Annotated in this window: 24 protein-coding genes; 16 read left to right on the forward strand and 8 right to left on the reverse strand. The window is 60.4% G+C overall.

Annotated features, from left to right (window positions below):
* Positions 1-138 precede the first annotated feature (138 nt).
* Complete coding sequence (locus QM467_RS12405; protein WP_342395126.1) at positions 139-1380, forward strand: benzoate/H(+) symporter BenE family transporter; 1242 nt, start codon at positions 139-141, stop codon at positions 1378-1380.
* Between the two features lie 194 nt (positions 1381-1574).
* Here QM467_RS12405 and hpaI read toward each other — a convergent pair whose 3' ends face one another.
* Complete coding sequence (gene hpaI / locus QM467_RS12410; RefSeq protein WP_283366644.1) at positions 1575-2378, reverse strand: 4-hydroxy-2-oxoheptanedioate aldolase; 804 nt, start codon at positions 2376-2378, stop codon at positions 1575-1577.
* A gap of 151 nt (positions 2379-2529) precedes the next feature.
* Positions 2530-4377 carry a sigma-54-dependent Fis family transcriptional regulator gene (locus QM467_RS12415; RefSeq protein WP_283366645.1) on the reverse strand — a complete coding sequence of 616 codons (1848 nt, stop codon included), beginning with the start codon at positions 4375-4377 and terminating at the stop codon, positions 2530-2532.
* A gap of 669 nt (positions 4378-5046) precedes the next feature.
* On the opposite strand from QM467_RS12415, the gene benA reads away from it, so the two are divergent.
* The 10 genes from benA to QM467_RS12465 all read left to right on the forward strand — a co-directional run bounded on the left by benA (position 5047) and on the right by QM467_RS12465 (position 15724).
* Positions 5047-6411, forward strand: coding sequence for a benzoate 1,2-dioxygenase large subunit (gene benA / locus QM467_RS12420; RefSeq protein WP_283366646.1), 1365 nt, complete (start codon positions 5047-5049; stop codon positions 6409-6411).
* Positions 6408-6896: an aromatic-ring-hydroxylating dioxygenase subunit beta gene (locus tag QM467_RS12425; RefSeq protein ID WP_283366647.1), complete on the forward strand. Its 489-nt coding sequence runs from the start codon at positions 6408-6410 to the stop codon at positions 6894-6896. The genes benA and QM467_RS12425 overlap by 4 nt, the downstream gene beginning before the upstream one ends.
* Positions 6897-7056: 160 nt before the next feature.
* Positions 7057-8070: a benzoate 1,2-dioxygenase electron transfer component BenC gene (benC, locus tag QM467_RS12430; protein WP_283366648.1), complete on the forward strand. Its 1014-nt coding sequence runs from the start codon at positions 7057-7059 to the stop codon at positions 8068-8070.
* On the forward strand, positions 8067-8861 hold the full coding sequence (locus QM467_RS12435; RefSeq protein WP_283366649.1) for a 1,6-dihydroxycyclohexa-2,4-diene-1-carboxylate dehydrogenase: 795 nt from the start codon (positions 8067-8069) through the stop codon (positions 8859-8861). The genes benC and QM467_RS12435 overlap by 4 nt, the downstream gene beginning before the upstream one ends.
* Before the next feature lie 198 nt (positions 8862-9059).
* A complete protein-coding gene (locus tag QM467_RS12440) occupies positions 9060-10010 on the forward strand; it encodes a catechol 2,3-dioxygenase (RefSeq protein ID WP_283366650.1) in 951 nt (316 codons plus the stop codon).
* A 174-nt stretch (positions 10011-10184) separates the two neighbouring features.
* Positions 10185-11645 carry a 2-hydroxymuconic semialdehyde dehydrogenase gene (locus QM467_RS12445; RefSeq protein ID WP_283366651.1) on the forward strand — a complete coding sequence of 487 codons (1461 nt, stop codon included), beginning with the start codon at positions 10185-10187 and terminating at the stop codon, positions 11643-11645.
* A 69-nt stretch (positions 11646-11714) separates the two neighbouring features.
* Entirely contained in the window at positions 11715-12497 is a 783-nt protein-coding gene (dmpE, locus tag QM467_RS12450) for a 2-oxopent-4-enoate hydratase (RefSeq protein ID WP_283366652.1), read from the forward strand.
* A 23-nt stretch (positions 12498-12520) separates the two neighbouring features.
* A complete protein-coding gene (gene dmpH / locus QM467_RS12455; protein WP_283366653.1) occupies positions 12521-13309 on the forward strand; it encodes a 2-oxo-3-hexenedioate decarboxylase in 789 nt (262 codons plus the stop codon).
* A gap of 71 nt (positions 13310-13380) precedes the next feature.
* Positions 13381-13746: a hypothetical protein gene (locus QM467_RS12460; protein ID WP_283366654.1), complete on the forward strand. Its 366-nt coding sequence runs from the start codon at positions 13381-13383 to the stop codon at positions 13744-13746.
* Positions 13747-14095: 349 nt separating this feature from the next.
* Positions 14096-15724, forward strand: a complete 1629-nt coding sequence (locus tag QM467_RS12465; protein WP_283366655.1) for a porin — start codon at positions 14096-14098, stop codon at positions 15722-15724.
* A 51-nt stretch (positions 15725-15775) separates the two neighbouring features.
* On the opposite strand, the gene QM467_RS12470 is transcribed toward QM467_RS12465, so the two are convergent.
* On the reverse strand, positions 15776-15946 hold the full coding sequence (locus QM467_RS12470; protein WP_283366656.1) for a hypothetical protein: 171 nt from the start codon (positions 15944-15946) through the stop codon (positions 15776-15778).
* 674 nt (positions 15947-16620) lie between these two features.
* On the opposite strand from QM467_RS12470, the gene QM467_RS12475 reads away from it, so the two are divergent.
* Genes QM467_RS12475 through QM467_RS12485 form a run of 3 tightly spaced genes read left to right on the forward strand, consistent with a single transcriptional unit; the run spans position 16621 to position 18592 of the window.
* A complete protein-coding gene (locus tag QM467_RS12475; protein WP_283366657.1) occupies positions 16621-16965 on the forward strand; it encodes a hypothetical protein in 345 nt (114 codons plus the stop codon).
* A 17-nt stretch (positions 16966-16982) separates the two neighbouring features.
* Positions 16983-18236 carry a ferredoxin reductase family protein gene (locus tag QM467_RS12480; protein WP_283366658.1) on the forward strand — a complete coding sequence of 418 codons (1254 nt, stop codon included), beginning with the start codon at positions 16983-16985 and terminating at the stop codon, positions 18234-18236.
* The gene (locus QM467_RS12485; RefSeq protein WP_283366659.1) at positions 18236-18592 is read left to right on the forward strand and encodes a cytochrome b5 domain-containing protein; all 357 of its coding nucleotides are present in this window, start codon (positions 18236-18238) and stop codon (positions 18590-18592) included. Before QM467_RS12480 ends, QM467_RS12485 begins: the two co-directional genes overlap by 1 nt.
* A gap of 259 nt (positions 18593-18851) precedes the next feature.
* On the opposite strand, the gene QM467_RS12490 is transcribed toward QM467_RS12485, so the two are convergent.
* Entirely contained in the window at positions 18852-19055 is a 204-nt protein-coding gene (locus tag QM467_RS12490) for a hypothetical protein (protein ID WP_283366660.1), read from the reverse strand.
* A gap of 135 nt (positions 19056-19190) precedes the next feature.
* Here QM467_RS12490 and QM467_RS19920 point away from each other — a divergent pair, with 135 nt between their 5' ends.
* Positions 19191-19346 carry a DUF2703 domain-containing protein gene (locus tag QM467_RS19920; RefSeq protein ID WP_446737771.1) on the forward strand — a complete coding sequence of 52 codons (156 nt, stop codon included), beginning with the start codon at positions 19191-19193 and terminating at the stop codon, positions 19344-19346.
* 1 nt (position 19347) lies between these two features.
* Here QM467_RS19920 and QM467_RS12495 read toward each other — a convergent pair whose 3' ends face one another.
* The 3 genes from QM467_RS12495 to QM467_RS12505 all read right to left on the reverse strand — a co-directional run bounded on the left by QM467_RS12495 (position 19348) and on the right by QM467_RS12505 (position 23496).
* Positions 19348-20301, reverse strand: a complete 954-nt coding sequence (locus tag QM467_RS12495) for a SphA family protein (RefSeq protein WP_283366661.1) — start codon at positions 20299-20301, stop codon at positions 19348-19350.
* Positions 20302-20589: 288 nt separating this feature from the next.
* Positions 20590-21984: a DUF1254 domain-containing protein gene (locus QM467_RS12500; protein ID WP_283366662.1), complete on the reverse strand. Its 1395-nt coding sequence runs from the start codon at positions 21982-21984 to the stop codon at positions 20590-20592.
* 72 nt (positions 21985-22056) lie between these two features.
* The gene (locus tag QM467_RS12505; RefSeq protein WP_283366663.1) at positions 22057-23496 is read right to left on the reverse strand and encodes a DUF1254 domain-containing protein; all 1440 of its coding nucleotides are present in this window, start codon (positions 23494-23496) and stop codon (positions 22057-22059) included.
* A gap of 222 nt (positions 23497-23718) precedes the next feature.
* Here QM467_RS12505 and QM467_RS12510 point away from each other — a divergent pair, with 222 nt between their 5' ends.
* Positions 23719-24234, forward strand: a complete 516-nt coding sequence (locus QM467_RS12510; protein ID WP_283366664.1) for a Crp/Fnr family transcriptional regulator — start codon at positions 23719-23721, stop codon at positions 24232-24234.
* Between the two features lie 634 nt (positions 24235-24868).
* On the opposite strand, the gene QM467_RS12515 is transcribed toward QM467_RS12510, so the two are convergent.
* Positions 24869-25726 (reverse strand): LysR family transcriptional regulator, encoded by an 858-nt coding sequence (locus tag QM467_RS12515; protein WP_283366665.1) that lies wholly within the window; start codon positions 25724-25726, stop codon positions 24869-24871.
* Positions 25727-25744: the final 18 nt, after the last annotated feature.

The raw sequence follows: 25744 nt of genomic DNA on the forward strand, positions 1-25744 counted from the left end.
CACAGGCGCCGCTTCAGGCATCTGGAAAGCAGCCACGCTTGCGCGCCCCGCGACGCCGGCGTGCGGCCTTCCCGGGACGCCGGCAAAATCCCCGTCTGAACGCGACGCCAGCGAACTCTGCGTACACTCGAAACGATCATGAAACACCCCGCGATGTTTTCTCATCTTGAACGACCGCATTTTCCGCCGCCGAGCCTGCGGCAGATCATCGCCGACCTCGACTTTGCCTATGTAGCCCACGGCTTTATCGGCTGGCTTTTCGCGGCCACGGCGCCGGTGGCCATCATTCTCGCCGTCGGCTCGAAGGGCGGCCTGTCGGAAGCGGAATTGGCGTCCTGGGTCTTCGCCGTCTTTTTCGTCAACGGCGTCATCACGATTTTCTTTTCCTGGCTCTATCGCCAGCCGATGGCCTTTTTCTGGACCATTCCCGGGACAGTTCTGGTTGGGCCAGCCTTGCAGCACCTGACATTTCCGCAAGTGCTCGGCGCCTTTTACGCCACCGGCCTCATCACTGTGGCCTTGGGCGCGACCGATTGGGTCGGGCGCGCCATGAAGCTCATACCCATGCCCGTCGTCATGGGTATGGTGGCCGGGGTATTCTTGCGCTTTGGGCTGGATCTCATCCGCGCCTTGCACTCCGATGTCGCCATCGCCGGGCCGATGGCGCTGGCCTGGCTCGGGCTCTCCGCTTCGCCACGCCTGTCGCGCGCGCTGCCGCCGATCCTCGGCGCGCTCATGGTCGGCGCTATGGCGATCCTGCTGCTGGGTCGCCTCGACCCCTCGTCGCTCGGCCCGCTGCAACTGGCGCATCCAATAATCCAGACGCCGCAATTGTCATGGGCCGCGATGGTGGAACTGACCGTGCCGCTGGCCATCACGGTATTGGTGGTGCAAAACGGGCAGGGCTACGCGGTCTTGCGCAACGCCGGCCATGAACCGCCGGTCGACTCCACCACGGTCGCCTGCGGCGTCGGCTCCCTGCTGTCGGCCCTGGCTGGCGGCGTCTCAACCTGCCTCGCCGGACCGACGAACGCCATTCTGGTTTCGTCTGGAATAGCGAAACGCCAATATACGGCGGGTATCGCGGTCGGCGTGTTTTCCGTGGTCTTCGGCCTGATGGCGCCCAGCTTCACGCGGCTGATGCTCAATGCGCCGAAAGCCTTCGTCATGACCCTGGCCGGCCTCGCCATGTTGCGCGTGCTGCAATCGGCCTTCATCGGTGCCTTCAGGGAACGTTTTGCGCTTGGCGGCTTGGTCGCCTTTCTCGTGACTACGGCGGATCTTGGCCTGTTCAATATTGGCGCTGCCTTTTGGGGGCTTGTGGCAGGATTCTTTGTCTCGCGCCTGCTGGAACCCGAGGATTTTCGCGCGACGACCTGACGCCAAGGCGCCTTGGCGAATGATCCTCGGCGATTGCGCCCGCCGGCGCGGCGCCGGTCGCGGAATGGGAAGCCCCATGTCTTCAGACAGGGGCATGGCGCCGCCGTTTTCCCCGCGCTCGTTCAATCGAATCTTTCCCTGGCGGGCGTTTCGATCGCCCGACGTAGCGCGCGTCGCCTCCACGTCGTTCTCGCTCAATAACCCGCCGAGCGGGGTCCCGGCAGCCCGCTCTTGAACCGCCGCGCCAGCGTCTGTGTGGCCTGGACGAGCAGAAGCGCATCGACGCCGACCGCGACGAATTGCGCGCCCTGGGCCAGATAGGCCGAGGCGACGGTTTCGTCCGTCGCGAGCAGGCCGGGGGCCTTACCGCACGCAAGAATCAATTTTATTGCCCGTTCCATGGCCGCGACAACTTCTGGATGTTGCGGTTGGCCGATGTGACCGAGCGAGGCCGACAAATCGGCGGCGCCGAGAAAAACGCCGTCGACGCCGTCGATCGTGGCGATGGCCTCAAGATTTTCCAGTCCTGTGCGCGTTTCGACCTGCAAGAGCAGGCAGACTTCGTCATTGGCCCGATCGAGGTAATCAGGCGTCCGCCCCCATCGCGCCGCTCGAGCGATGCCCGCGCCTACGCCGCGAAAACCCTGGGGCGGATAGCGCGTCGCGCGCACCAGCATTTCCGCCTGCTCCGGCGTATCGACCATGGGAATGAGGAGAGAGTGCGCGCCGATGTCGAGCATCTGCTTGATCAGCACGGGATCGCCGGTTGGCGGGCGAACCACGGCATGCGTCGGATAGGGCGCGACGGATTGCAATTGCGCCAGCATGGTCCGCAGATCGAGAGGCGAATGCTCTCCGTCGAGCAGGAGCCAGTCAAAGCCTGATCCCGCGCAGATTTCCGCGCTATAGGAGTCGGCCATGGCGAGCCACAGGCCGATTTGCCGATCGCCCTGCTTCAGCGCGGCCTTGAAAGGATTAGCGAGAATTTCGGCTGTCATTGTTTTTTCCTGGAAGCGGAACGACAATCATCCCATCACCGTATTGCGGCGCAAGAAATATCGTTTTTTTTAATTTTGTCGATATATTATTCTTGCCGCCCTTGCGAAACGGTGGAGGCCCGCCTGGGGACACCCGCCCGGAGAGGCGGCCTCACGGCGTTTCGCTCTCCTGCATGATGCTGCGGCTTTTCAGTCGATAGACCATTTGCGGCCGGGTAATGCCCAACAGGCGCGCCGCCGCGGCCACATTGCCCCGCGCCTTCTTCATCGCCCTTTTCAACAATATCGTTTCAAATTGGTCGATCGACACCGGCTCGGCTTCGCCGCCCTCATCATGGAGCAGGTTGTCGATCCGTGCGAAAATTCGCTCGTCTTCGCCAACGGCGGCGTTTCTGCGCGTTTGTTCCGCCGCGTCGGCGCTGACGATCCTGCCTTGCTCGTCGATCTCGAAACGCCGGTCGTCGTAACGCTCGCCGCTGGTGAAGAGTTGCGGCGTATCAATCGGTCCATCGTCGGCCGCGAGGATCACTCCGCGCTCGACGACATTTTCTAGCTCGCGAATATTACCGGGCCAACGATAGGACAGCATGGCGTCGACCGCGCGACGGGTGAAGCCGTTGATCCGCCGCTGGTGCCGGGCGTTGAATTTGGCGAGGAAATGGGTCATCAGCGGTGAAATATCCTCGTGGCGCTCGCGCAAGGGTGCGATGAGGATCGGAAAGACATTGAGGCGGAAGAACAGGTCCTCGCGAAACCGGCCCTGCCGCACCTCCTCGCGCAGGTCGACATTGGTCGCAGCCGCAACGCGCACATCGATGCTGCGTGTCTGGGTGTCGCCGAGCCTCTCCAGTTCGCCTTCCTGCAGGACGCGCAAAAGTTTGCCTTGCGCGCCAAGCGTCAGGGTCCCCACTTCATCGAGGAACAATGTTCCGCCGTCGGCCCGCTCGAAACGCCCGAGCCGGCTTTGCGTCGCGCCGGTATAGGCGCCTCGCTCGGCGCCGAAAAGCTCCGATTCGACCAGATGTTCCGGAATGGCCGCGCAATTCAGCGCTACGAAGGGCTTCTCCCGGCGTGCGCTCAACCGGTGGAGGGTGCGGGCGAAAACTTCCTTGCCGACCCCGCTCTCGCCAAGAAACAATACCGTCGCCTGGGTCGGCGCGACCCGCCGTAGCATGTGCAAGGCCGAGTTGAAGCTCGGAGACACGCCAATCGGGTTTTCCGCCTTCCCGCCCGCATCCTCGCCCCCCTGGTCGGGCGGCAGGATGGGCGCGACGAGACGCGCCGCCTCCCGGGATCCTTCCTCCGGTGTCGCCGCCACGCCTGACAGGCCCGGCATGGTCAGGCGCAGGTCGGTCTCCGCCTCGGGACCCCATTCCTCGACCGGCTTGCCGATGATGCGGCAGGCGCTGTGGCCCATGGAAAGGCATTCCACCTCGCGATAGAGGATCGGACGTCCCATGAATTCCGTCGAAAAGCCGGAGGCATAGCCAGTCTGCATCCAGCACGCTGGCTCGGCGCCGACGAGGAAGTGGCGGATATGCTCTTCGTCCTCCACCGGATTGGTCCAGAGGAATTCGCCATAATGCTCGCCGCGTTCGACGTCGAATTCGAGCTTCACGACCTGCGACAGTCCAATGCCTTCGAGGCAATGCATCTGCGGGCCGACGACGAACATGTTCTTCATCGATGTGGACGAGCGCACCTTGCGCGCCATTTGCGCATCATGCACGCCGGCGCGATAGCCCATGCGGGTGAGCAGCCCGCGCGCCGCGTCGAGGCCGAAGGTTTCAATCATCTCGCTTCGCAATGCGCCGAGCGATTTGGCGTGAACCAACAGCATGCGCTGGTCGTCCAGCCAGATCCGTCCATCCTGCATCGAAAAACGCAGCCGGCCCGTCAGGTCGGCCAGGTCGGGCAAGATAGGGGGATCGTTCATTTCCGGCGCCGCGAGCGAAGCCTCAGCCTGCGGCGCGATCACGGAGCCCCGCGGCGGCGTCATTCAGGCCTCCGCGAATCCGGTCGCACTGTCGCGATCATCGCTATTTCCACCCAAAGTCGTTTTTTTGTTGAGCGAAGGCTAACACGTAATCCGGCGGGCGGTAAGCGGCTTGCGGGTCTGCGGCTCCAACCGACGAAATGATTCATAGGGCGAAGCGGTGGCGCCGCGCCAATCGACGATTTGACGCATTTTTCGCGTCTCCTGCGCCGACGTTCAGGCAAAGGCGAAATTCGCCACCGACGCAAGCTTCGACGGCTGCATATCTCCATTATGGGGCCATCGCGGAGTTTCCCGTTATAAATCAACGACCCTTTAAAACAGGGCGCTGTTTCCACCTCATCGCCCGAAATGAAAATAATCGATATTTTCAGCTATTGTCGATCGACTGGCATGGTCCCTGCTCCTATCTGCCGCAACAGCTGCAAAGCGACGATTTGATCGACAGCAGCCGGCGCTGCAAATGGCGCCTCGCATGGGAGAGCAAAGATGACGACTCGCAGTCCATCCTGATCGTTCGACGCGCCGGCTCCGGCCGGCCCGACCGCTCAAATCGCAACATGATCTACGCGTCCATCGCAACGGAGGCCTCTCGGCTTTTCCGGTCGATGAAGTCACGCCCGCGCCAAAAAAACCGTCACGCGGCAGCGCAAGCAACGAGGAGGACACTCAATGACTATTCATGAAAATAGTGTGCAGAAACTCAACGGCATGCTCAAGGACGATCCGGCGACGCTTGATTATCGCATCGATCGCTCGGTTTTCACTGACGAGCAACTGTTCGAACTTGAAATGAAATATATTTTCGAGGGCAATTGGATCTATCTCGCGCATGAGAGCCAGATCCCCAATCCCAACGATTATTTCAGCACTTACATGGGCCGCCAGCCGGTGATGATCACCCGCGACAAGACGGGCCAGCTCAACGCCTTCCTGAACACCTGCACCCATCGCGGCGCGACGCTGTGCCGGCACAAGAAGGGCAACAAGTCCAGCTTCACCTGCCCCTTCCACGGCTGGACCTTTTCCAATAACGGCAAGCTGCTGAAGGTGAAGGACCAGAGCAAGGACGCTGGCTATCCGCCGGATTTCAACGCCGAGGGCAAGCTCAACCTGAACAAGGTCGCGCGGTTTGAAAACTATCGCGGCTTCCTGTTCGGCAGCCTCAATCCCGACGTGCCCTCGCTCGCCGACTTCCTCGGCGAGGCGGCGAAAATCATCGACATGATCGTCGATCAGGCCCCGGATGGCATCGAGGTCGTGCGCGGCGTCGGCGTCTATACATTCGACGCCAACTGGAAGCTTCAGGCCGAAAACGGCGCCGACGGCTATCACGTCACCGCCGTGCACTGGAATTATGCCGCCACCCAGGGGCGCCGCTCAACCGAGGGCAAGGTTGACACCATTCGAGCCATGAGCGCCGGCGGGTGGGCGCGCGAGGGCGGCGGTTCCTATTCGTTCAAGAACGGCCATATGCTGCTGTGGACCAACTGGGCCAATCCGGAGGACAGGCCGCTCTGGTCCATGCGCGATGAATTCGTCCAGAAATTTGGCGAGGCGTGGGCCGACTGGATGCTGCGCAAGTCGCGCAATCTCTGCCTCTATCCCAATGCCTATCTGATGGATCAGTTCTCGTCGCAGATCCGCGTCATCCGCCCGATCTCCGTCAACAAGAGCGAGACGACCATATATTGCATCGCGCCCAAGGGCGAAGCGCCGGAAGCGCGCGAACGCCGCCTGCGCCAGTACGAGGATTTCTTCAACGCCACCGGCATGGCCACGCCGGACGATCTGGAGGAATTCCGCGCCTGCCAGAACGGTTTCAACGCCCGCGCGGTGCGCTGGAGCGACATGACGCGCGGCGCAACCCATTGGGTGCCGGGCCCCGACGAAAACGCCAAGGTCATCGGCCTCCATCCCGAGCTATCCGGCGTGAAGACCGAGGACGAGGGCCTCTATGTGATTCAGCACAAATATTGGCTGCAGACCATGGAAAAGGCCTTGCGCAGCGAACAAGAAGAACGGAGCGGAAAATGAGCCTGTCCTACGAAGAAACCGTCGCCTTCCTTTACGCGGAGGCGCGCGCCCAGGCGGAAGGACGCTGGGCCGACTGGCTCGACTTCTACGCCGATGACGTGAACTTCCACGTCCCGGCCTGGGATGACGATGACGAGTTGACGACCGATCCGACCAAGGAAGTGTCGCTGATCTATTATCCGAACCGAAACGGGTTGGAGGATCGCGTCTTCCGCATTGAGACCGAGCGTTCCAGCGCCACCATTCCGGACACGCGTTATAATCGCGCCATCACCAATATCGAGGTTACGGCGCGTACGGGAAATGCGGTGGAGGTCTGCTTCTTCTGGACCACCCACGCCTTCCGTTACAATATCGTGGACGTCTATTTCGGCACGGCTACTTATTTAATCGACACCAGCGGCCCGAAGCCGAAGATCAAGAAGAAATATGTCGTTCTGAAGAACGACTATGTTCACCACGTCCTCGACGTCTATTTCATCTGAACGAACAGGGCGGGCGGCGCCTCCCAACACCCCCCCACGGCCATTGCGGCGATCTTCAAGCTCGTCGCAATGGCCCGCAAGCTCCGCAAATGTCCCGTGTTCCTGGCCGTCGCGCAACGACCGAAAGCAAACAAACAAGATCAGGAAGGAGATCGCCGAGATGGCTTACAATATCGCTCTGCAATTCGAGGACGGCGTGACGCGGATCGTGTCCTGCGAAGCCAATGAACTCGTCTCCGACGCCGCCTTTCGCGCGAGAATCAACATTCCGCTCGATTGCCGCGACGGCGCCTGCGGCACGTGTAAAGGCCATTGCGAAAGCGGCGACTATACGCTGGGTGACTATATCGAGGACGCATTGACCGAGGACGAGGCTGCTACGGGCTATGTCCTGACCTGCCAGATGCGGCCGCTGTCCGACTGCGTCGTCAAAATCCCGGTCGACTCGAGCGCGTGCAAGATCGAAATCGCCGCGCATGAGGCCAGTATTTCACGCATCGGACGCGACTCCCCCACGACGGTGACCTTTTCGCTACAGGCCGAGCAGCCCGTCGCCTTCCTGCCGGGACAATATGTCAATCTCCAGGTTCCCGGCCGTTCGGACACGCGCGCCTATTCCTTCAGCTCCGCGCCCAACCAGAGCGAACTGTCCTTCCTGATCCGCGACGTCCCCGACGGCCTGATGAGCCGTTTCATGCGCGAAACAGCGGCTGCCGGCGATCGGATGACCTTTATCGGTCCCTACGGCAGTTTCTACCTGCGCAAGCCCGAGCGGCCAATCCTGATGCTGGCCGGCGGCACGGGCCTCGCGCCTTTCCTGTCGATGTTGCTCTGGCTGAAGGACAATCCGACGTCGCAGCCAATCCGGCTCGCCTATGGCGTCAACTGCAACGCCGATCTCGTCGAACTCGAAGCGCTCGACGAGCTGAAAAAGGCGCTGCCGGATTTCTCCTATTTCACCGTGGTTGTCGACAAGGAAAGCGGCCATGAAAAACTCGGCTATGTCACCAATCACCTGACCGCCGCGGACCTCAATGGCGGCGACGTCGATATTTATGTCTGCGGTCCGCCGCCCATGGTCGAAGGCGTGCGTCACTGGTGCGAGGGACTCGGCGTGACGCCGAAGAACTTCCTTTTCGAGAAATTCTCCGCGACCCATGAGGCGGCGAAGTGAGCGCGGGGCAACGGGCGCCGCGTTTCCTCGGCAAGATCGTGATCGTCACCGGCGCGGCGCAGGGAATTGGCAAGGGCGTGGCGGAATCTGTCGCGGCCGAAGGCGGCAAGGTCGTCCTCGTCGACCGCTCGCCGCTGGTTCAGGAGACGGCGGCGGAAATCGTCGCCGCGGGCGGCGAGGCCAGCGCCTTTGAGACGGACCTCGAAACCTTCGCGGGCGCCGAAGCCATGGTTGACGAGACGCTCAGACGGCACCTGCGGGTCGACGTGCTCATTAATAATGTCGGTGGAACCATCTGGACCAAGCCTTACGAGCATTACGCCGAGGAGCAGATCGCGAGCGAAATCCGTCGCTCGCTCTTCCCGACGCTTTGGGCTTGCCGCGCCGCTCTGCCGGCCATGATCGAACAAAGGGCCGGCGTGATCGTCAATGTATCGTCCATCGCCACGCGCAGCATTTTCCGCATTCCCTATGCGGCGGCCAAGGGAGGCGTGAACGCACTCACCGCGTCGCTCGCCATGGAGCAAGCCGCGAATGGAATCCGCGTCAACGCGACGGCTCCGGGCGGGACCGAAGCGCCGTCGCGGAAGATCCCGCGCAACTTCGCCCAGCCGTCCGACGACGAAAAGGCCTGGTATCAGGCCATTGTCGATCAGACCAAGGAGTCAAGTCTCATGCGTCGCTACGGAACGATCGCCGAGCAGGTCGCGCCCATCCTATTCTTGGCCTCCGAAGAGTCATCCTACATCACGGGCTCCGTCTTGCCGGTGGGCGGCGGCGATCAAGGCTGACCGCATTCCAGCGACACGAAAGCGACCATCGAGCCGACGTGGAAAAGCAAACCGGCAACGGCTCGAAGGAAACGAAATGCAGGAAGCGGGGCTCGGGCTCGATGGCGGCGGAACGCGGCTCCCGTCGCCGCCATCGCGAAAGAACGCCGCCTGACTGCAATCGCGAACAGAATGAATAACCAACCGAAGGGGAAGTCTATGGCGCTCAAAGGAGTTTTACGGCCGGGTCACGTCGCGTTGCGCGTGCTCGACCTGGAAGCTGCGCTCAAGCATTACCGGGACGTGCTTGGCCTCGACGTGACGGCGCGCGACGAAAAGACCAAGCGCGTCTTTCTCAAGGCCTGGGACGAGCACGACCACCACAGCGTGGTTTTACGCGAGGCCGACCAGTCCGGCATGGACTATATGGGCTGGAAAGTGGATTCGTCGGCGACGCTGAAACAACTTGCCGCCGACATCGAGAAATCGGGCCTGTGCTCGGATATGAAGTGGATTCCAGCCGGCGAACATCCCCATACTGGCGAACGCTTCCGCTTCACCGTCCCGACCGGCCACGCGATGGAGCTCTTTGCCGAAAAAGACGATGTCGGCAATGACTGCGGCACGGACGGAGCAAACGTCAATCCCGATCCCTGGCCCGATGGTCTGCACGGCATTTCGCCGTCGCGGTTCGATCATTGCCTGCTTTACGGCGACGATCTCGATGGCGTGGTCAAGCTTTTCACGGAAGTGATGGGTTTTGGCGTGGCCGAGAAAGTGATGGCTGGCCCGGACAATGATTTCATGATCGGCGTCTTCCTGACCTGTTCGAACAAGGCGCATGACGTCGCCTTCATCCGCCAACCGGCGAAAGGCAAGTTTCACCACGCCTCGTTTCACTTGGACAGTTGGGAGCAGGTCTTGCGCGCCGGCGACATTCTCTCGCGCACGAAAACCTCGATCGACATCGGCCCGACCCGCCACGGCATCACCCGCGGTCAGACCATCTATTTCTTCGATCCGTCGGGCAATCGCAACGAGGTGTTTTCCGGCGGTTACATTTGGTATCCGGACAAACCGACCATCACCTGGACCGAAAACGAGCTTGGCGCCGCGATCTTTTATCACGACCGCAAGCTCAACGAGGCCTTCCTGTCGGTCGTCACCTGAGACCGGCGCGACTCTGCTCGCATTTGCCCTGGCGCCGCAACCTGCGCCGGGGTCCGAACATCACAGAGCGGCCGCAAAAGGCGCCGCGAATTTTATCGGCATCCAAAAAACATCGATAGGCGCGCAGGCGAACAACGCCAGCGGTCGCGCCATGCGACGAGACGGGGACGCGACATGACTGACATCCTGAATTTCATCAACGGCGAATACGTCAAAAACGCCAGCGGCAAGACCTACGAGAAGCGTAACCCCGTCGATAATTCATTGATCGGCATGGTGCATGAAGCCGGCAAGCCGGAAGTTGATGCAGCTGTGGCTGCAGCCAGGGCGGCGCTCAAAGGGCCGTGGGGCAAGCTGTCGGTCGTCGAGCGCTGCAACATGCTTGACGCCGTCGTCGACGAGATCAACCGTCGCTTCGACGACTTTCTCCAGGCTGAAATCGCCGACACCGGCAAGCCGGCGCGTCTCGCCTCGCATGTCGACATTCCACGCGGCGCCGCCAACTTCAAAATCTTCACCGACACGATCAAGAACGCCTCGACCGAATCCTTCGAGATGCGCACGCCCGACGGCAAGGCGGCGCGTAGCTTCGGCGTGCGCACGCCGCGGGGCGTCATCGCCATCATCTGTCCGTGGAACCTGCCGCTGCTGCTGATGACCTGGAAATGTGGACCGGCGCTTGCCTGTGGCAATACGGTCGTCGTCAAGCCGTCGGAAGCCACGCCGTCGACGGCGACGCTGCTTGGCGAAGTCATGAACAAGGTCGGCATGCCGAAGGGCGTATATAACGTCGTCAACGGCTTCGGAGTCGATTCCGCAGGCTCCTTCCTCACCGCGCATCCGGACGTCAACGGCATCACGTTCACCGGCGAGACGAAGACGGGAACCGCGATCATGAAGGCGGGCGCCGACGGCATACGTCCCGTTTCGCTCGAACTCGGCGGCAAGAACGCCGCGCTGGTCTTCGCCGATTGCGACTTTCAGGTCGCCATCGACACGGTGACGCGCTCCGTATTCGAGAATTGCGGACAGGTGTGCCTCGGCACCGAGCGCGTCTATGTGCAGCGACCGATCTTCGAAAAGTTCGTCTCAGCGCTGAAGGAGAAGGCCGAGACAATGACGCCGGGACGCCCCTTCGATCCCGCGACAAGAATTGGCCCGCTGGTGAGCAAGATCCACCAGAAGAAGGTGCTCGGCATGTACCGGAAGGCCAGGGACGAAGGCGCGACCATCGTCACCGGCGGCGGCGTCCCCGATATGCCCGACGATCTCAAGGACGGCTGCTGGGTTCAGCCGACGATCTGGACCGGGCTGCCGGAAACCGCGACCGTCGTGACCGAGGAAATCTTCGGGCCGTGCTGCCACATCCAGCCGTTCGACACGGAGGAGGAAGTGGTGAACATGGCCAATAACAACCGCTATGGCCTCGCCACCGCCGTCTTTACGCAGGACGTCAGTCGCGCCATGCGTCTCAGCACAGAGATCGAGGTTGGCCTGTGCTGGATCAATTCATGGTTCCTGCGCGACCTCCGCACGCCATTCGGGGGCTCGAAGCAATCGGGCATCGGCCGCGAGGGCGGCCTGCATTCGCTCGAATTCTACACCGAGCTACGCAATGTGATGGTCAAGTACTGATCCCGCGCGCCGGCCGCGCACAACACGCAGCTGGCTGTTGATCGGTCGCAACGGACAAAGAGACTGAGCATGGACAAGACCAAGATCGAACGCTACGGCGACGAACTCTATCAGGCGCTCATCGATCGAAAGGCGGTTGATCCGCTCACCGATCGGGAAAAGGCGATCACGATCGAGGACGCCTACCGAATCCAGTTGCGCATGATCCAGCGCCGCGTGGACGCTGGTGAGACGGTGATCGGCAAAAAGATCGGCGTGACGTCGAAAATCGTCATGGAAATGTTGAAGGTCAATCAGCCCGACTTTGGCCAGATCACCTCCGGAATGGTCTTCAACGAAGGCGATGCCCTCCGCGCCGACTCGATGATTGCGCCGAAAGCCGAGGCGGAAGTCGCCTTCGTGCTCAAGGCCGATCTGATCGGCCCCGGCATTACCGCCGCCGATGTGTTGCGGGCCACGGATTTCGTGATGCCCTGTTTCGAGATCGTCGACTCGCGCATCAAGGACTGGAAAATCAAGATTCAGGATACGGTTGCAGATAACGCCTCCTGCGGCGTTCTGACGCTCGGCGGCGTGCGCAAGAGCCCGCGCAATATCGATCTGGCCCTCGCCGGCATGGTGCTCGAAAAGAATGGAGAGATCATCTCGACAGCGACAGGCGCCGCGGTCCAGGGCTCGCCGGTCAATTCGGTCGCCTGGCTCGCCAATACGCTCGGCCGCCTCGGCATTCCACTGAAAGCGGGCGAAGTGATCCTGTCGGGATCGCAATCGCCGCTGGTCCCGGTCAAAGCCGGCGACAGTTTCGTTTGTTCCGTCGGCGGGCTCGGCTCCTGCTCCGTCCGTTTCATCTGATTCCGTAAGGGAAAAATATCGTCATGACCCTCGACACAAAAGCTATCCTCGCGCTCGCCGAGTATCTGGAAAACGCCGAACTCAAGGCGCAGGACGTAACGATGATCACTGCGGATCATCCCGGCATGGATTGGGATGACGCTTATGCCATTCAGGACGAAATCCGCCGCCGCAAAGAGGCGCGAGGCAACAAGACCGTTGGCCTGAAAGCGGGCCTTACGTCTTTCGCCAAGATGAAGCAGATGGGCGTCGAGACGCCAGTGTTTGGTTTTGTCTCCGACTATATGGCGCGCCCTGACGGCGGCGAGATCAAGCATGCCGAGCTGATTCATCCCAAGGTTGAAGCCGAGATCTGCATCGTCACCAAGGCGGCGCTGAAAGGCCCCGGCTGCAACATCGCGGCCGTCATGGCGGCGACCGATTTCGTCGTTCCCGCGGTTGAAGTGATCGACTCTCGCTACCGTGATTTCAAATTCGATCTGAAGAGCGTCATCGCCGACAACACCTCGGCTTCACGCTTCGTCATCGGCGGGCGTCCGCGCAATCTCGACGAACTCGACCTGCGCACGCTTGGCGTCGTGCTGGAGATCAACGGCGAGATCAAGTCAATGGCTGCCGGCGCGGCTGTACTCGGTCATCCGCTCGCAGCCGTGGCGATGATGGCCAATCACCTTGCCGCACGCGGTCAAGAGATCCCCGCTGGCGCCTTCATCATGACCGGCGGCGTCACTGAGGCCTTCCTCGTCAATCCGGGCGATAACGTGTCCGTGCGCTTTCAGGATCTCGGCACTGTGTCGATGCGCTTCGTCTGAACAAGCGCGCCTTCGGAATTTGGTTCGCAGGCGAAAAACGCGCGTGAATCGTGGAACAACGGGAAACATCAATGTCGCATTCCTACTTCGCGCAAGCTGAGTTCGCCCCGCCCTTGGAAGCCAATGCGATCTCGCAGCGGCTGATGCAAATGTTGCAGTCCATTGGCGGCGCGCGAACGCGTCTGCTGCTGGCTTCGGACGAGGCATTGATCTTTCTCGCGCTCGGCCAAATGGGGCTGTCGGTTTGCAAATTCGGCGTCGCGATCCAGCCGGTCGCTGGTGTAGCCATTGCCGAATTGCTGAAAATTCCAAAGGAAACGGTCCGACGCAAGGTTGCGCGTCTGGTTCAACTCGATCTCGTCACGGCGACGCCGCGCGGCCACGTGATCAAAAATTTCGATGAGTGGCGCCAACTTGCGGAGGCGGTGATCAGCTGACGTCTAGGCGGCCAACGCAGGCTCCGCAAAGCAAAACTTTGCTTCAAAAGGCCTTCGCCGAATTTTTCGCTAGATTCCTCAATCAGCGCTATTGGCGGCAATAATGTAACACAATAATTTAAAAATGTAATATCGCCCCAATATGGGACCGTAGACCCATTAAAAAAATTTACATTCTTGTAGAATAAGTACTTATTCAATTTGACGTGAAACAAATCAGAATATTGCGCGCTGCCATGTTGCTGTCGCGTAGTAGCTTATTGCCAAAGCAGCGTCGAAAAAAAAGCAAAGCGGAAGCATAGATAAAACTTAACCGCTCATGCCGATTGAAAATTACGTGGAGGATAGGATGAAATTGAGGAAGCCGCTCATTGCCGTGGCGGTTATCGCCGCGCCGTTTTTTACCGTGCATGGCGCCGCTCGCGCTGACGACATAACGAAGCTTCGGCAGCAAGCCGCCGACTTGAAGAAGCACAACAAGTCGCTGGAAAAGCGATTGGATCAATTGGAGCGCCAGAGCGCGGCCAAACGGGCGGCGCAAGTCCCGGCGTCCGATTCCTTTCTTGCCTCGGCGACCAAGGGGCCGGTCGAAGCAATTGCCGGCGACGGTCCGATCACCTGGCATGGGATTACCCTGTTCGGCACGATCGACGCCGGCGCGGGCTGGCAGAGCCATGGCCTGCCGGCAAACCCGAATATCTATGCGGCGGCCACGCTGATTGGGCCGAACAATAACCGCGCCTATTTTGGTCCTGTGCCGAACGGCCTGCAGCAAAGCGTGATCGGGCTCAAAGGCGAGGAGGAAATCCTCCCCGGCCTCGCCGGCGTGTTCTACGCCGGCGCCGGTATTGTGCCGACGTCCGGGCAATTGGCGAACGCGCCCGGCTCGCTCATCAACCAAAATGGTTTGAGCCGCTATGTTTACTCAAATTACGCCGACGGTTCGCGCGGGGGACAGGCTTTCAACGACGGGCTTTACGCCGGTCTATCGTCCAAGACTTTTGGCACGCTGACTTTCGGTCGCCATCGCAACTTCGGCGGGGATACGATGATCGCCTATGATCCGGCTGGCGGATCTTATGCATTCTCGGTGATCGGCATTTCGGGCGCCGCCGCGGGCGGCGGCGACACCGAGAATGTTCGCTGGGACAACTCACTGAAATACAAGGTCTCTTACGGTCCGGTTCACTTTGGCGCCATGTATAAATTCGCCGATGGATCGGGCGGAAGCAATGTCGGCAACGCCAATACGCCCACCATCCTCTATACTCCCCATAACGACGCTTACCAGTTCATTCTGGGCGGCGACTATCAGGGCTTGTCGGTGGACGCCATTGCTGGCCACTATAACCAGGCCATCAGCGCGCGCATTCTGTCCGCAGCCCAGCTCGCGGGCACAAGCACCTTCATCAGCACTGAGAATGCCGTTAAGACCACAACGGGCAACATTAACGCCAATACTCTGGCCGGGGTGGTTACCGACAACACAAACTTGTTGATTGCGGCGAAATACACCTGGAACCAGTTCAAATTCTTCGGCGGCTATGAACACGTGCTCATGCAGAACCCGCATGATTCTCTCGGCATCGGAGCGCAGGTTCAGGGCGGATACGCTCTGAGCTCGGTCAACAATCACTCGGTAGGTTCCGACAAGAGTGTCAATTACTTTTGGACGGGCGTGAAATATGCCTATAACCCCAACCTGGATCTCACGGTGTCGTACTATCACGTCCTGCAAAACGCCTATGTTGGCCCGGCGCCCGGCTCCGCAAAAGTCGTCGCCGCGTGCAGCAACACCTCCGCGGCCAATTGTTCGGGCACACTCGACGCGGCTTCATTCTATGGCGACTACCACTTCAACAAGCACTTCGACGTTTATGCGGGTGTGTTTTGGTCGAGCGTGAGCAATGGCCTCGCAAGCGGCTATCTGTATCACGTCGAATGGGCGCCCTCGTTCGGCGCGCGTTACACGTTCTGACTTTAGGTTCCCGCCGCTTATTGTCCGATGGACAGGGCAATAAGCGCGCTCCTAGTTCAATAGCGGTGGGGCCAGAGTCGAGAAGTGGCTCCCCGCTGTCCAGAATCGGATTGCGAAGGCGAGATCGTCGGCGATGGTCGAGGGCTGGCCGACCGCCACCGTCGCCGTCATGCCCGCCGCCAGCATGAGGTTCGGCGGCGGTGCGTCGATAGTGATGTGCACGGGAATGCGCCGCGCCAGGCGCACTCAAATAAATAGGGACTCACATTGGCCAGCGCCGCGTTCGAACCTTCCGCGTTGTGATTTGCGACGCCACGGTTGACGCTCTCGACATGGCCTGTGAATCGTTTGTCGGGATAATCTATCAGGACGAATTGAGCCGCGTCTCCGGACCTGACTCCGGCGCGTTGTGTCTCATCGAAAATGCCCGCCACCCAGCAGGAATCGCTATCGACGATCGCCGGGGACGTCGTCAGCGGGGGCGGGTCAATACTGCCCACCAGCTAAAGAATTACAAAATAACGGATCCCTTGATAATTTGCGTCAGCTTGGCAGTAAAAGTCGTTTCTGTGAAGATGGGGCTGATGCGTTTTTTATATGTGCGCGCTGGGCGCCGATTGCCATACGTAGGACGTTTCTGTTCGCAATCCGTAGCGGCTCTGGAAGTCGCTACCATTACAAATCTCATCGCTCCGATCAGGCTGCCCTCGAAGCTCGCATCAAGGAAATCTGCGCGACGCGTGCGATACAGCTACCTGACGAATGCATGTCGTGTTTCGCGCGAGGGAAATAATGTCGGTTCCGACGGCGCGCCGCTATGAAGCCGAGTTCAAGATCTTGTCGCGGCGGCGCGATCTTGATCCACGTCAGCGACTGGCTGATTGCGATACGCGATCATGAAGCGATCAAGAGGCGTCGTTCTCGTGACAAGAGCCAATCGTTTCTATTCTTTCGCGCTGCTTCTTCCGCTCGCTGGCTATTCGGTGGCGACGACGCAAGCCGCCGGGCCATGGCGGGCGAACGAGGGAAACACGCGCGGCTGGATGCTCATGTCGCCGGAGGAGAGAATCGCGCATCAGGCGACGATCAGATCCTTCGCTAATTACGACGATTGCCACGCTTACCAAGTCGCGCACCACCGGCTGATGCAGGAACGCGCCATGCGCCTGGGGCTGACATTGCCCGATCACGGCCGCGACGCTTGCGCGCATCTGCGCCCCTCGTCCGATTCCCGAGATTGACATTGGCGGCGGACGACATGCGCGACCTGGCCAAACTGTCGGTTCCCATTCTGGTCCTGTCCTTCGTCGCGGCGCTGGTGTTCTGGGCCTATCCCGATGGGGGCGCGCCGGCCCGACAGATCGGGATCATGCTGGGATGGGCCGGTTGCGGCATGCTTCTCGCCAGCCTCGTTCTGGTCCTGCGCGAACCGCGCCTGGCGGCGCTGCTTGGCGGGCTGGAAAATATGTATGCTTGGCATCATCGGCTCGGCATGACGGCTTATATAATGCTGCTGGCGCATCCGCTGCTGCTCGCCGGCGCCTCCCTGCCGAAGGCCCCGCGGGAGGCATGGGAGCTTCTCTCTCCCTTCAGCGAAAGCTGGCCGGTCTGGACCGGATGGCTGTCCTTGCTCCTGCTCATGTCCGGGCTTGGCGCGACCTTCGCCCCTCGCTTGCGCTATCAGATTCGCCGCCCCGTCCATGCCGCGCTGGCGGTCGCAGTGCTGGCCGGGCTCGTCCATCTCGTTTTGCTGGGGATTGACGAACCGGTCACGCCGATCCTTGTGATCAGTTCCGCGCTGCTCGCCTGGCGCTTCATTCGCGAGGACTGGGGCATTGGCGCTTCTCCCTATGTCGTCCGCTCAGTTGCGCGCGTCTCCCCCAACACAGTCGAAGTCAGCCTGGCGCCTCTCGGCGAAGCGATCGCGGCGAAGCCCGGACAATTCGCCTTGATCGCCTTTCAATCGACCCGGCGGTTCAAGGGCTGCCGCGAGTTTCACCCGTTCACCGTCAGTTCGGTCGACGGCGTTTCCGGATTTCGCATAGCGGTGAAAGCGCTTGGCGATTGCACGCGCAACATCCAGGCCGTCGAACCGGGCGTCCCTGCGCGCGTTCAGGGCGCGTTCGGCGAATTTCTCGCCGAATCCACGCCGGCGCCTCAATATTGGATCGCCGGCGGCGTCGGAATCACGCCATTCCTGTCTTTGTTGCGCGCCGGCAAGGTGGACCGCTCGACCACGTTAATCTATCTCTATCGCTCGGAAACCGATGCGCTTTTCGTCGATGAACTCGGCGCGATCGCCGCAACCCAGCCGAAATTGACGTTGCTGCTCAGGGCGACGGGCGATGGACCAATTGATCCCGAAAGCGTCCTTCCCGCAGGCAAGGAAATCGGCAAGGGCGAATTCTGGCTTTGCGGGCCGCCGCCGATGACCAAAACTTTCGCTCATTTTCTTCGCACGCGCGGCGTCACCTATCGCCGGATGCATTTCGAGAATTTCGGACCCCTGTGATGCGCAAAATCTACCTCATTTCGACGGTGGTATTCTGGATTCTGGTCGGCGGTTTTTGGCTGGCCGGACTTTCGGCGCCAAAGACCCTCGCTGAAACCGAAACCCCTGTGCAGAAAGGCTACACGCTCACGGACGTCGCGGCCCATGCCACGCCCAACAACTGTTGGATGGCCATTCATGGCAAGGTCTATGACGTGACTGCCTATCTGCCGGACCATCCGTCACGGCCCGAGATCATCGAAACTTGGTGCGGCAGGGAAGCCTCGTTAGCTTACGACACCAAGACCAAGGGCCGCCGCCATTCCGAGACGGCCGACCGCTTATTGGAGGGTTATTTCATCGGCGAACTAAAGTGATGTGCACTCACCAACCGGCGCCAAAAGCAGACAGCGTGGACGCAAATGGCGGATTTGCCTCATTGCCGGAAATTATGACCGAAACACAATTCAAATAGAAGCGGCAGATCCTCGGACAGCGCCGCACAATGCGATTAGCACGCGCAAAAATTGCGATTATGCGGTGGACCTGCGCATCATCGAAGAGTTAACGGGGCCGCCGTCTCGATCCCATAAGTTCCGCCAACGCTTGCTTTTCCCGTTCGCGTTCCTGCCTTCGCTATTCCATCTGCTCTGCGACACCAGGCGCGAGCGCCCATCGTGGCGCGTTTGCCCGCTTATCGTTCAGATCGAGCCAGCCGCCGGCGACGAGGGGCGAAACAACTTTCTTGAGATCGAACAAGTCGAGCCCCGTCAATTGCGCGACGTTTCGCGTGAAATCGGAAGGCGTGAAGTCCTTTTTTCCGCTTGTCAGAATGCCCATCAAACCCATCGACGGCGCGCAAGAACGCGCCCAATGCGTGCGGATCGGTAATCGCGGCTCGATGCTTTACTTTTGGAGTGATCAGCGCGCCCTTGAGCGCCTGCCGAAGAACCGAAGCCTCAGCAACTGAAGCGAATGCCCATCATTTGGCAAAGACTGGTCAGCGCCAAGGGGCAGACCTGCCTGCGTTGCAATGCGACCGGTCGGAACGTTCAAAGCGCGGTCGCGAAGCTGGCGGAAATGCTCAGGCCGCTGAACATCGAACCATACTTCTATTTCATCGCGTATTGAATCACGGCTTCTGTGTCGGCGCGGCGGAGAACACGAGCGTCGCCCACACGTTCCAGCCCTCAGGTCGATTCTCCGCGGCGAACTCCTTGTAGCCCTTCACGTTCAGCACACCCGCGATCTTGTCAGTGACCGGGAAGAAGTAGTTGAGCTGTGGGCCGACTCCGGCGACCCGGGATTGAAACGCGCCAAGCCTGGCGCCAGCTCCTTGGTCGCCCGTGATTTGTTGGAAGACGTAGCCGACTATGCCCACGTTGAGCTGCTTGCTGAGGAACCGCGAGGCGCCCACATCAAGGTGGGCGTCGACGCCGTTCTGATATTGCGTCGAAGGATTGATGAAATTGTAGGTCACGCCCGCGACCGCCGAAAATTCGTACCCCGTCGTGGGGTTCAAATAAGTGTAGCCGGCGCCGCCGTCGATTGCGCCATGCCCGAGGCCGACAGTGACGAGCCTGGTCGCATTATAATCGCCGACCGGGATGTCGCCTTCCCCATAAATCATGAAATTATTGACGCCTTGATTCCACTTCAACGCGGCCTGCGGGATCAGGTCCCCGAACGAGGTCACGGATTGGCTGCGCTGTCCAGATATCGCATTGCCATGAGGACCAGTCAGCGTCGCGGCTACTTGCGCCCAACTTTGACCGCCCACGCCTAACAGGCTGACGGACGCCTGCCCACCCAAGACCGGCGTCGCGAAGATATAGCTCGGTCCGGCGAACACGAGGTCGCCCCGGCCTTGAAGTCCAGCCTCAAACCGCCCGCCTTGAAGGAACGCCTTTTCACCGCTCGCGCTGACCGACGGATGATAATAGAGCGCGGTGAACGCCAATCCTGGCTGGCCCGGGACTGCGGCGAAGCTTCCGAACTGCCCAGGAATCCAAAGGCTGAGGCCAGTTTCATCGGCATGACCGGAGCATGGCGCGACGAGCGACGCCCCGAACACGGCGGCAGTCATCAATGCAATCCGCTTGATAGCTATCGCCCCCTCCCGAGTTCCTGGTTTTGCGGCGCGTCCGCTGGTGTTTCCGTTGGTTCAGCGACCAAGAATTCTGTTGCGCCCTGCATGTTTTCTCGTGATGGCGCCACTTTCGCGGGCGCCGGAGCTTCCGGCAATCATGGGGACAGTCTCTCGTCGCCGAGAGTGACTGCCCCCGTGATTCGTTAGCATTGCCGGTGCATCCAGCTTGCGCGCGGATTTTCGATCTGTCGTTTCAGTTTCATACGGCGAAGCCGCCTCTCAGATTCAATCCACCGGCTTCACTGGAGGCGGCGCCCAAGCGCCGTTTGTCGCCTCGGCCTTGGGCCAGTAAAGGCGCAGATTCATTGTGAAGGAGCCGCTCTTCGGGGCGGGCAGCCAATTGGCTTCCTTGTCCTTGCCGGGGGATTCTTGCTGTATGTAAAGGTCGAGCGAACCATCGGCGTTGAAGGCCAGCTTGTCGCGGTCGCCGATCGCATAACGGTCGATAGGATTGGCGGTGAACAGCTGGCGGTCGTCATACATGGTCAATGACCAGAAACCGCGCACTGGGGGAATCTGGTCCTTGGAGAAATGCAAGACATAGCGCCTCTCACTGTTGAAGGGCTGACCATCGGCGTCGGCGAACGCAGTTGGATACAGCGCATCCTCTATAACGTTAGCGCCATATCCTCCGTAGGCGACTCCGGCCCTGTGAAGATAGTCGGTTCCGTAAGTGCCGATGGCCGTCACATTGGTTCGCCATCCATTCACGAGTACGCCGGATTTGCTCCAGGCCTCTTTGATCTGCTTGAGCGCAATGGCCGGCGCCCCGTTCAGCGCGTCCTGGACCTCCTTCGGTGCGGACGCGAGATCGAAGCTCTTGCCGGGCTCGATGCCGATACGTTTCATCCGGCCGATGATCGGATAATCATTGGCGTGCGGCGGGTTCGCCTTCATCAGTTCGGCGAACATCGCGAAGAACGTGGCCGCGTCCATTTTGTCGATCTGGTCGGGCGGCGCGCTTCTGTCCTGTTTCGGATCAACCGCGCCTTTCGGCGGTGTGTAGGGCTTGCCGTAGGCGCTCAACGGGACGGCTTTCATTCCGTCCTGAAACCTGCGCACTGCCTCGTAGTCCACCTTGCCATTGGTCTGGGTTCGACCGATCAACAGGCCCGACCCGGTCGGGCTCCGGTATTCCGTGACGCCCGCCGGAAGTTGACCCTGCCAGTTTGGACCGACGATCGCAAAGGTTTGCGCGTCATTTCCTGTGGTGCGCGTCCCCGGAACCGTGAAGACATCGCTCCAGAAGTCGAGGAACGGCAGCAGGTAATAACGACCGCCCGACTCCGGAACGCTGATGATCAGCGGCTCCTTCGAAACGTCGTATCCGAGAGAGGAATAAAGTGTGTCCGCGTTCGGCCGAACCACGATGGTGAAGGACGGGTCCGGAAACTCCCGCATATGACCGAACTGATTGATCGGCGCGCTGGTCCCGGTCGGAACCTCGACATTCTTGCCCACACGGAATGTCACTTCCGAAAGGATGAGCGGATAGGCGTAGATATAGGTTTCCCGTGCGATCTCGCGTGCTTCGTCCGTTGACGCCGCCTGCTGCGCGGCGGCGGCCGACGCTCCGAACACCATCAGCGAGCATGCCACAAGGAAATGAATTTTCCTCATTTGTCCCTCCTTTGAGCAAAGTCGATTTGCAGCGGCGGGAGCGAAACGAACTCCTCGCCGGAAGATCGCGCCTCAGTTCACCCGCTTGAAGGGCGGCGGACTCCAGGTTCCGTCGAGGACCTGGGGCTGTGGGGAATAAATGCGCAATGTCGGTTGGAATTCGTCCTTCGGCGCGGGCAGCCAGTTCGCTTCCTTGTCCGCTCCAGGCGAGTCTGCTTGGACGTAGATGTCGAGCGAGCCGTCGGCGTTGAAATTCAGTTTATCGCGATCCCCGATGGCGAACCGGTTGATCGGGTTTGGCACCTGAAAGCCTTCCTTGTCGTACATCGTGACGGACCAGAAGGCGTTGGCTGGCGGCGTCAGGCCCTTGTCGAAATGCAGCAGGTATTTGTTAGCGCCACTGAACGGCTTGCCTTCGCCATCGATGAACGCCGTGGGATAGACTGCGTCCTCAGGAAGGTTGGCGCCGAGACCCCCCAACGCGATGAGCGCGCGCCATCGATAGGCGGTTCCGTAGGTCCCCATATGCTCTCTGCCGAAATTCCAGCCGTTCTCTGGCGCCACCATGGCTTTCATCCACACTGGCATCGCGGCAAGTGTCTCCTTTGCCGCTTTGTTGATGATATCTTTAGTCCGAGGATCGAGTCTGGCGGCGTCGAAGGGCTTGCCCGGCTCGAGCCCGAGTTGGCGGAGGCGGAACAGGATCGGATAATCGTTCGGATGCGGCGGATATTTCGCCATCAGGTCCGCGAGCCGCGTCAGCATTGCAACGCCGTCGAGATTGTTCGCCTGGATCAACGGCGGCGTGGTGTTGTCGATGGACGCATCGACAGCCATGTTCTTGGGCGGCGTGTAGCCTTTGCCCCATTGCGAGAGCGGCGTCAGTTGGTAGCCGTCCTGCACTTTGTGGACGGCCTCGTAGTCTGCCGGGCCGTTGGTCTGGGTGCGACCGAGTATCCAGATCGCCGAAGTCGGCGCCACGATTTTTACGACGCCGTCTGGCAGTGTTCCCGTCCAGCCCGGAGCGACAATGGCGTAGGCGCCGGCCTTGTTGCCGGTCGTGCGCGTGCCGACGACGGAAAAGACGTCGGTCCACATATCAAGCATTGGAAGAAGGTAGTAGCGACCCTCCGCATCCGGCACAGAAAGGATGATAGGCTCGCGTGTAAGGTCGAGCCATGCGAACGAATAGAGCGTATCGAAATTGAACCGGACGACATCCTTTTCATCGGCTTTCGGATAGGTCCGCGCGTGGGCGAACTGGTTGACGGGCGCCTTCATATTGACCGTGGCGCCATCGGGCACATTGGTCGCCTGACGCATGGTTAGGTCCATGCTTACGATTGGATAGCCATAGAGATAAGCTTCACGCGCGAGAGCGTAGGTCTGTTCGGCCGTTAGCGAGGAGGATTGCGCACTTTGAGCCTGGGCGACGTCTGAAGGACCGGCGGAGAGCCCGAATACGATCAGCATCTGTCGGCAAACTGTTTTTATGGCGGAACGCATCGTCATTGCCCTCCCATAGCCGCGGACTGCTTCTCTGCGCTTGGACGCCATTTTGTCGCGGCCCAGTTGTCGAACGCCGTTCGCCTCACGCGAGGCCACGAACAAATAAAAAAGACAGCGCAATAGGCGCTAGCTTAGTCATCGCAAAAAAACGTATTTGTCCGAAATGGGACAAAGCCGGGGCTTTTTTTCATGGGACGGATCAGTCGGGCTGAAGCCGAGAGGATCATGAGCGAGCACGGCTGGCTGCCGCTCTTGCCCGAGGCGTTCCGGACTGAAGTACTGCGGCGCTCGGCTTTGATGCGCTTCGCTCCAGGCGACACGGTGTTTCGCCTCGGCGATCCGGCGGGCGGGGTTTATGGGCTTGTGACCGGCGCGTTAGCCGTAAGCCTCGCCCCTGCCGGCGCCATGCCTCGCCTGACCCTTTTGGGCGTTCCGGGCCCTTGGACCGGCGAAGGTTGTTTTCTCACACGAAAGCCGCGGAGGTGCGAACTCCAAGCCATCGTCAAAACGACGATGTTCCATCTTCCTCTCGATGCTATGGACCAGATGGCTGCTCTGAATCCGGAGGTGGCGCGGTACGTGGCTCTCATGTTGATGATGAATGTGGAATACCTGTTTCGAGTGATCCATGACCTGCAGAAGCCAGAGGCGGACCGGCGGATCGCTTCTGTGCTTCAACGCACGACTTGGATGAAGGGCTCTCAGGCTGAAAAGGAGGCTCGGGCCGCGCTCACGGACTGATTCGATCGGAAATCGTCGCAAGGGTAGGGGCGACCTCGCCCTTTGTGGTGGTCAAAGTTCCCTACGTTGATGATTTTGACCACTACCACTCCAGCCGCAAACCCTTTCAGCCTGTTTCATTCAAGCGCGCGGCTTTTGTAACCCCGGTGAAACCCAAGGCAAAACGCGAGTCTTAGTGCGCTCAAGGCGAGGTCGTAAGTTGCTGATTTTATGTGATAAATGGTGCCAAGGGGCGGAATCGAACCACCGACACTGCGATTTTCAGCGTGGCCACGGTGTCCTGGATTCCAGAACATGTAGCAGCATGTTCAAGTGCCGAGATTACTGATTTCGCATCATTATCGATCAAGAGCACTACATCCGGCAACAGGCTCGAACTTCCCAAAAAATCGCCTCTTGTGACCCCATTGGTACCCCCAGAGAAATTTCGGTGGTATCTCAGATAGATTTTCCGGATCGGGAAAGCGGTAAGTGGCTTAACGTAATAAGCTATCGGCTCATTCCGGACCTATATGATCAGGCCGGCGACAGTCTCATGTCGACCCTTTGCCGTCGATCAGCATCGTTGCGTGGGCGGCCGCAATCTTGCACAGACCTGCCGTTCCGCCGACTCGTAACCCTGATCTATGACCGCTTAGCCTTTCACCGCGCTCCTGAAGGCAGCCGAAAGCGCAGCAAGAGCATCGCGCGGGCGGCCATCCTTAACTCTCGTGTGAAGCAGAACTGGCAAGCGCGGCAAATCGGGAAGCCCGAGCTTGGAGCCCACGTCAACGGCGCCGAAAGGCAGCATGCGCGGAGCCAGCGCAGCTACGCCGAGCCCAGCCATGACGGCCGCGGCGACGGCCCTGACGCCGCCGCCGATGAAAACTTCCGTCCAGGGGACACCTGCCGCATCAAGAAGCTGGCCGGCCATGGCGCGCACGCCGCAGGGCTCGGCCATAGTGGCGACCGGCAGGGGTTCGTGCGCGAAATGCCGCCAGCTTGGCGCTGCGAACCAGCCGAATTTTTCTTCGGTCAGAACTTCCCCGTCGCCTCGCCCGGCATGCTGGCGGACGATCACCGTGTCGAGCTCCCGCCGATCGAAGCTTTGCAGCAAATCGCCCGACGATCCAATCCGGATTTCGATCGACAGCTGTGGGTCTTGCGCGTTCATGCGCGCGATGAGCGCGGGGAGCTCCGGTCCCGCAACATGATCGCTGATGCCTATGGCGAGCCTCTGCCGGGCTCCGGCAAATAGGGCAAGCGCGCGATCGTGCGCGTCCAGAAGTTCGCGGGCGCGCTGGAGGAATGCCGAACCCCGCGCCGAAAGCTGCACGTATCGGGGCGTCCGCTCGAGGAGCCGGCAGCCGAGCCTCTCTTCGAGCCGCTTGAGCTTCAAACTGACCGCCGCTTGCGTTGTCCCCATGGCCTCGGCGGCGCGCGTAAAACTGCCAAGCTCGGCGATGAGGAGGAAAGCCCGGGCGGCATCCAGATCGAGAGGGCGTTCAATCATTTAAAATTGTTATCTCTG

The sequence above is a fragment of the Rhodoblastus sp. 17X3 genome (genome assembly GCF_030056575.1).
GTDB lineage: Bacteria > Pseudomonadota > Alphaproteobacteria > Rhizobiales > Beijerinckiaceae > Rhodoblastus.